We start from the raw sequence: 6083 nt of genomic DNA on the forward strand, positions 1-6083 counted from the left end.
ACTGAAAGTTTAAGGTAGCCGCTTGAGCCTTGGAAAATTGTTTAAGTTGAACCAACCTTGCAGGAGGAAACAAGAGTTTTGGTTATATAATCCACGCTTCTTTTAGTTATTCCAACACTTCAGATCGTGCTTACATCAGCTCCACAAAACTCCCTACTTGCCGGCTTGAACAATGAGCAACTTTCTGCGGTAACCTGGCCGGCGCAATCTGCTTTGGTGCTGGCCGGTGCCGGCAGCGGTAAGACTAAAGTGCTTACCACCCGCATCGCTTGGCTCTTGCATAGTGGTCAAGCCAGCCTGCATTCGGTGATGGCGGTTACGTTCACTAATAAGGCTGCGAAAGAAATGCGTGCCCGGCTCGAAGCCATGTTGCCGCTTAATATTCGCGCCATGTGGCTGGGTACGTTCCATGGCCTGTGTCACCGATTTCTGCGTTTGCATCACAAAGAAGCTGGTCTGCCAGCTGCCTTCCAGATTTTAGACAGCAGTGACCAGCTCGCTCTAGTCAAACGCCTGCTCAAAGCCCTCAATATTTCCGAAGAAATCATCGCCCCGCGTGCCTTACAAGGCTTTATCAATGCGCAAAAAGAAGCAGGTTTGCGTGCTGCCGTGCTACATGCCAGTAATCCGTTTGAGCAGCGCCTGATTGAATGCTATGCCGAATACGATCGTCTGTGTCGGCAGGAAGGGGTAGCAGATTTTGCTGAACTCATGTTGCGTAGCTATGAAGTGTTGCAAAGTAACGAGATTCTGCGTACGCACTACCAAAACCGCTTCAACCACATTTTGGTGGACGAATTCCAAGACACCAATAAATTGCAATACGATTGGCTCAAACTGCTGGCAGGGCAACATGCTGCCGTATTTGCCGTGGGCGATGACGATCAGAGCATCTACCGTTTCCGTGGCGCGCGCGTGGGTAATATGGCTGATTTCATGCGTGAATTTCAGGTAGCCTCTCCTATCAAGCTGGAGCAGAACTACCGTTCGGTGGGCAATATCCTTGCTGCGGCCAATGCCGTGATTGCCCATAACGACGGCCGCTTGGGCAAGAACCTGCGCACTGAAGCCGAGCATGGTGAGAAAATCCGTTTCCTTTCCGCTTTTACCGACGGTGAAGAGGCCGAGTTCGTAGTAGAAGAAATCAAAGCCCTGCACCGCGACGGTATGGATTTGGCACAAACCGCTGTGCTTTACCGTAGTAATGCCCAGTCGCGCGTTCTCGAGCAAACCCTGTTCCGTGCCGGCCTACCTTATAAAATCTACGGCGGCCTGCGCTTTTATGAGCGGCAGGAGATCAAACACGCACTTGCTTATTTGCGGCTGGCGATTAATCCCGACGACGATAACGCCCTGTTGCGCGTCATCAACGTGCCCGCACGCGGTATTGGCAGCCGTACGGTGGAAAACATTCAAGCCGCTGCTTCGCAGGAAGGCATACCGTTGTGGCAGGCAGCCTGCCACGTAGCCGTGAAGAACGGCAAGGTAGCCACCTTTGTGCGCCTGATTGAAAGCTTGCGCGGCTGCATCGGCCAAGTCGGGCTACCTGATATTGTGGCCGAGGCCGTACGCAGCAGCGGCCTGTATGAGTATTACCAAAACCAAAAGGGCGATCATCAAGACCGCTTAGACAACTTAGACGAACTCATCCGAGCGGCTGAAGAATTCCACCCTGAAGACAGTACGTTTGAAACCCTGCCCGCTGATGTCGTAGAGAGCCCGGCATTCCCCGTGCTTGCCTTTTTGAGCAATGCTGCGCTTGAATCTGGCGAGAACCAGGCCGCCGCCGATGAGTCTGCCGTACAGTTGATGACTGTGCATGCGGCCAAAGGGCTGGAGTTTGACGCCGTATTCCTCACCGGCATGGAAGAAGGCCGTTTCCCCAGCGAATTGAGCCTGGCTGAACACGGCGGGCTGGAGGAAGAGCGGCGGCTGATGTATGTGGCCATCACGCGCGCACGGCAGCGGCTCTACATCAGCATGGCGCAACAGCGGATGTTGCACGGCCAAACCCATTTTGGTACCGTATCGCGCTTTGTGGAAGAAATTCCGCCCGATTTACTGCATTTACTCACTCCCGTGCTAAAACCACGTTTTCCCGTGCCCGAAGGCCGGCCTCAACAGCGCAGGGCAGAATGGGTTGCACAGGTGGCGAAGCAGGATTACGACGGCTTCAGCATCGGCCAAAATGTGCGGCACGCCAAATTCGGCACCGGCGTAATCATTGAGGGGGAGCGCAAAGCCGGCAGCGCCCGCCTCACCGTAAACTTTGGCAAGCAGGGCATCAAAGTGCTGGACACTAAATTTGCCAAACTGGAAGCTGTGTGAGTTTTCAGGTAGCCTTAGGGCTTGAAGCTAATTGCTTAACAGGCTACCTGAAAAACATCAGCCGAAACGTAGCCGAAAAATTCTTATTGACTATCAAGGAGAACGACATGTCCGCATACGACAGCAACAACATCTTCGCCAAAATCCTGCGCGGCGAAATCCCCAACCATACGGTGTACGAAGACGAAAAAGTCCTCGCCTTCCTCGACGTGATGCCACAGGCACGTGGCCATGTGTTGATTGTGCCGAAAACGCAGGCCCTGGAGCTGAGCGATCTGCCATTAGAATACGCACAAGCTGTGTTTGCCACCGCCAAAAAAATCATTGCCGCCCAGCGCAAAGTTTTACAGCGGCACGGCATCGTGCAAATGCAGCTCAATGGCCAAGAAGCCGGCCAAAGCGTGTTCCACTACCATATGCACCTGATTCCCGGGCATCTGCACGAGTTGGTGGAACACGAAGACAAGATGGCCGACCACGCTGAACTGGCCGCGCTGGCTGCCAAACTGCGTGAGGCCATAGCGTAGCCGTGCTTCGATTTGGCAGTATATTGAAGCAGCAATAATTAGATCGGCTGCATTTAGCACAATGTCCACAGCAATGCTAAAAGGCTACCTGAAAAGTTTCAGGTAGCCTTTTGAAAGAATCCTGTGGGGCAGATAAATGCAGCTGCCATGTCAGAATAGCAGTAGCCAAGTCGTCTAATCAAAAGAGACCACTCACGGTATGAGGCTACCTGAAAATTTCAGGTAGCCTTCCATAGCAAGATGAAATCCGATCAAGTAGAAACCAATAATCATGAACAGGTTTGGCAGCAAACGGATACCGCCGAACTGCGGTGCAAACTTTTGCGTTTTGCCACCCTGCAGCTACACGATGCCCAATGGGCGGAGGATGTGGTGCAAGACACCATGCTGAAAGCCTTTGCCCGCCGGCAGCAGTTTAAGGCGGCTGCGCAATGGCAAACGTGGGTATTCGCCATTTTGCGCAACACCCTATTAGACAGCCTGCGCAGCCGAAAAAGCCAACTGCAATGGCAAGTGAGCAGTGAAGACGAACAGTTTCTTGATACCGTGCGCCAGCAGCAGTTTGATGAGAGCGGCCATTGGACGGATAGCGCCACTCCTCAAACATGGGCTTCCCCAGAAGATACCATCCGGCAGCAGGAGTTTATGCATACCATGGAATACTGTCTCGAGCACCTGCCGGATAATACCGCGCGGGTATTTATGCTGCGCGAGTTGATGGGGTTGGAAGTGGCTGAAATCTGCCAGCAAACCGGTATCAGCGCCGATAACTGCTACACCATTCTCTACCGCGCCCGCAACGGCCTGCGCCGTTGTCTGCAAAGCAATTGGTTAAATGGATAATGAAGGAACAGCTATGCTGAAATGCCAACGAGCCGCAGAATTGATTTCGCTGCAACATGACCGCCCATTGAGCCTTTGGGAATGTTGGCAGTTACGACTGCACTTGCTGGTTTGCTCACCCTGCCAACGCTATCAGAAACAACTGGACACCATCAGTTTGGCAATGCACCATGTGCGGCAGGAACAGGCTGGAGACAAGCAGTGAAAGGTTACCTGAAAAAGTATGTGATAAAATAATATGTTCGTTAATTAATAAAAATATTTTACTGAAAAGGCTTGACTCAGATTGGAATAACTGGTGTAATAGCGAACTTCAATAGTGGCCAGATAGCTCAGTTGGTAGAGCAACGGATTGAAAATCCGTGTGTCGGCAGTTCGATCCTGCCTCTGGCCACCACTAACCGCATTTTAGCGGTTATTTTTTTGTCTAACGCCGTCTATCTAAATCTACAAGACCCAAGCCCAGCAAGGCTTTCAGCCATGTTTAGGGCTTGTTCGGTATCTACTGCTGTCTATCCGAATCGTGTTGAAGTAACAGAGTTTTGGGGGTATCTTAGAAAGACCACCGAAAAATACCCCCAAATGCCGCTAACCGACCGCCAAATCAAGAATGCCAAGCCTGCCGCCAAAGCCTACAAGCTGGCTGACGGCAGAGGGTTTTACCTGCAAGTTACCCCGGCAGGCGGCAAACTGTTGCGCTTGAAATACCGCATAGGTAACAAAGAAAAACTGTTATCAATCGGGAAATACTCCCTTATCTCCTTGCTCGAAGCGCGGGAAGCCGCCGAAAGCGCATGCCGCCTGCTAGCTGCCGGACAAGACCCGGGCGAAGCCAAGAAGCAGGCCAAACAAGAGCTTATTGCCGCCCTGCAAAACACCTTCCACAATTTGGCCGCCGAATGGTACGAACACCAGCGTGCCGGCTGGACGGCAGGCCATGCCACTAAAGTGTGGCGCAGCTTCGAGGCGGATATTCTTCCTGCGCTGGTGCATCGACAGGAGTTAAAGTGTACTGTGCGGGAAATTCTGTTAGAACATCCGCCACCATTGCACGCGGTACTACAAAAATTAATAATGCAGCAAATATAGCTACAAGAAATACATTAAATATCTCCAAAAATTCTCCATCAATGGGAAGTAAAGGAGCAGCTAATAAATTATCAGGTGCTGCAAACAGTTACTTTGGCGGGGCAAATAAGGCTACTGGAATCCAACTAGCTACCACAGGGGCTCTGTATAGTATTTCATATTCACATCTCAATACCATTCCTGCTAATCAAGGGCCGGGGTCTCATGAAGGAGGACAAAAACAAAATCAGCCAGCAAAAGCAACTGCTACACAACCCCAACAGGCTGTAGCTGCTGCAGGCGCGCCTATACCCCCAGATCCGAATAATGGTAATCATCATAATAGATCAAATAATATCAAGGAAAGGCATAGAGAATATGCTGAAATGGCTGATAATGACATGTGAGCAAATAGTTTTCAATTTGAAAACGGAACTACTAGAAATTCGTCTACTCAGATTTTTGCCAATATATCATAAGAAGAATCTATGATTAATCTAGAAAGAAATGGTTTCTCATGGCATGCAACCAATCAGTCAAATGTTTACTATTTTGAGAAAGGTTGTGTTAGATAAATTTTTTATCCAAGAAGTACATGTGGAGGAATTCGTAATGGGAAAACAGGTTTACCATCAGCAGAAATGTTGATTGATGGAGAGAGAGAGAGTTGGTATAAAATACGATTTTGCATAATTAAATATGAGATATTTTATGAAAAAATTTAGTGACATTATGACTAAAAATGAATTTAGATTTCCAGATTTCTTTTTCTTTAATAAAGAGTTAAATTATAATAAATTTTTATTTTTTGATTTTCCATTATTTAGCGATAAAGAATTTGCAAATGAGTTTAGCAATATTCTAATTTTAAATAATTATTTAGAATTAAATATTTTTACTTCAGTCAGTGATAGTCCTGTGGTCAATGTGGATGTAGCAAATAATAATTTAACAGATATAGGCAAAATAATATACGAGAAAGAGATTAATTTAACAGGAGTTGTAATCATACCGCATAATCTTAGTTGGTGTGCAGCACAGTATTACCCTGTTGACTGGGGTGTATTTGCATTTAATACCCATAATAAAAAAGCGAAATCGCTATTTGATTCTTTAGATAAAGATTGGTTTGTAACAATCTATCAGCTACAAAAATCATTAAATGATAAATCTTCTCCCTTGTATGAAGAATTTGGAGAGGAAGGTATAGAGGCAATATTAAATAACTATGCATAAGGGTTTGTTATTTGGGGCTGTGTTTTAACACTCCGTGGATAAGAAATAATAAGGGGCTGTCCTAGATAACTAGGTTAGACT

At 48.1% G+C, this 6083-nt stretch carries 7 protein-coding genes and 1 tRNA gene; all 8 read left to right on the plus strand.

Going from position 1 to position 6083, the window contains the following annotated elements; translation table 11 throughout:
• Window positions 1-126: 126 nt before the first annotated feature.
• Entirely contained in the window at window positions 127-2328 is a 2202-nt protein-coding gene (locus tag HMPREF2541_RS00005) for a UvrD-helicase domain-containing protein (RefSeq protein WP_246824953.1), read from the plus strand.
• Window positions 2329-2435: 107 nt separating this feature from the next.
• Window positions 2436-2855, plus strand: coding sequence for an HIT family protein (locus HMPREF2541_RS00010; protein WP_070541169.1), 420 nt, complete (start codon window positions 2436-2438; stop codon window positions 2853-2855).
• A 240-nt stretch (window positions 2856-3095) separates the two neighbouring features.
• Window positions 3096-3698 carry a sigma-70 family RNA polymerase sigma factor gene (locus tag HMPREF2541_RS00015; RefSeq protein ID WP_083296735.1) on the plus strand — a complete coding sequence of 201 codons (603 nt, stop codon included), beginning with the start codon at window positions 3096-3098 and terminating at the stop codon, window positions 3696-3698.
• Window positions 3691-3903: a zf-HC2 domain-containing protein gene (locus HMPREF2541_RS11435; RefSeq protein WP_246824954.1), complete on the plus strand. Its 213-nt coding sequence runs from the start codon at window positions 3691-3693 to the stop codon at window positions 3901-3903. Before HMPREF2541_RS00015 ends, HMPREF2541_RS11435 begins: the two co-directional genes overlap by 8 nt.
• Window positions 3904-4019: 116 nt before the next feature.
• Window positions 4020-4095: transfer RNA gene (locus HMPREF2541_RS00020), tRNA-Phe, on the plus strand.
• Between the two features lie 185 nt (window positions 4096-4280).
• On the plus strand, window positions 4281-4787 hold the full coding sequence (locus HMPREF2541_RS00025) for a tyrosine-type recombinase/integrase (RefSeq protein WP_070541171.1): 507 nt from the start codon (window positions 4281-4283) through the stop codon (window positions 4785-4787).
• Window positions 4788-4828: 41 nt separating this feature from the next.
• The gene (locus tag HMPREF2541_RS11765) at window positions 4829-5173 is read left to right on the plus strand and encodes a hypothetical protein (protein WP_141744153.1); all 345 of its coding nucleotides are present in this window, start codon (window positions 4829-4831) and stop codon (window positions 5171-5173) included.
• 304 nt (window positions 5174-5477) lie between these two features.
• On the plus strand, window positions 5478-6002 hold the full coding sequence (locus HMPREF2541_RS00030; RefSeq protein WP_035580024.1) for a hypothetical protein: 525 nt from the start codon (window positions 5478-5480) through the stop codon (window positions 6000-6002).
• The last annotated feature ends 81 nt before the right edge of the window (window positions 6003-6083 follow it).

Origin of the sequence: Eikenella sp. HMSC061C02, from assembly GCF_001809035.1 — a bacterium.
GTDB classification, from domain to species: Bacteria; Pseudomonadota; Gammaproteobacteria; order Burkholderiales; family Neisseriaceae; genus Eikenella; species Eikenella corrodens.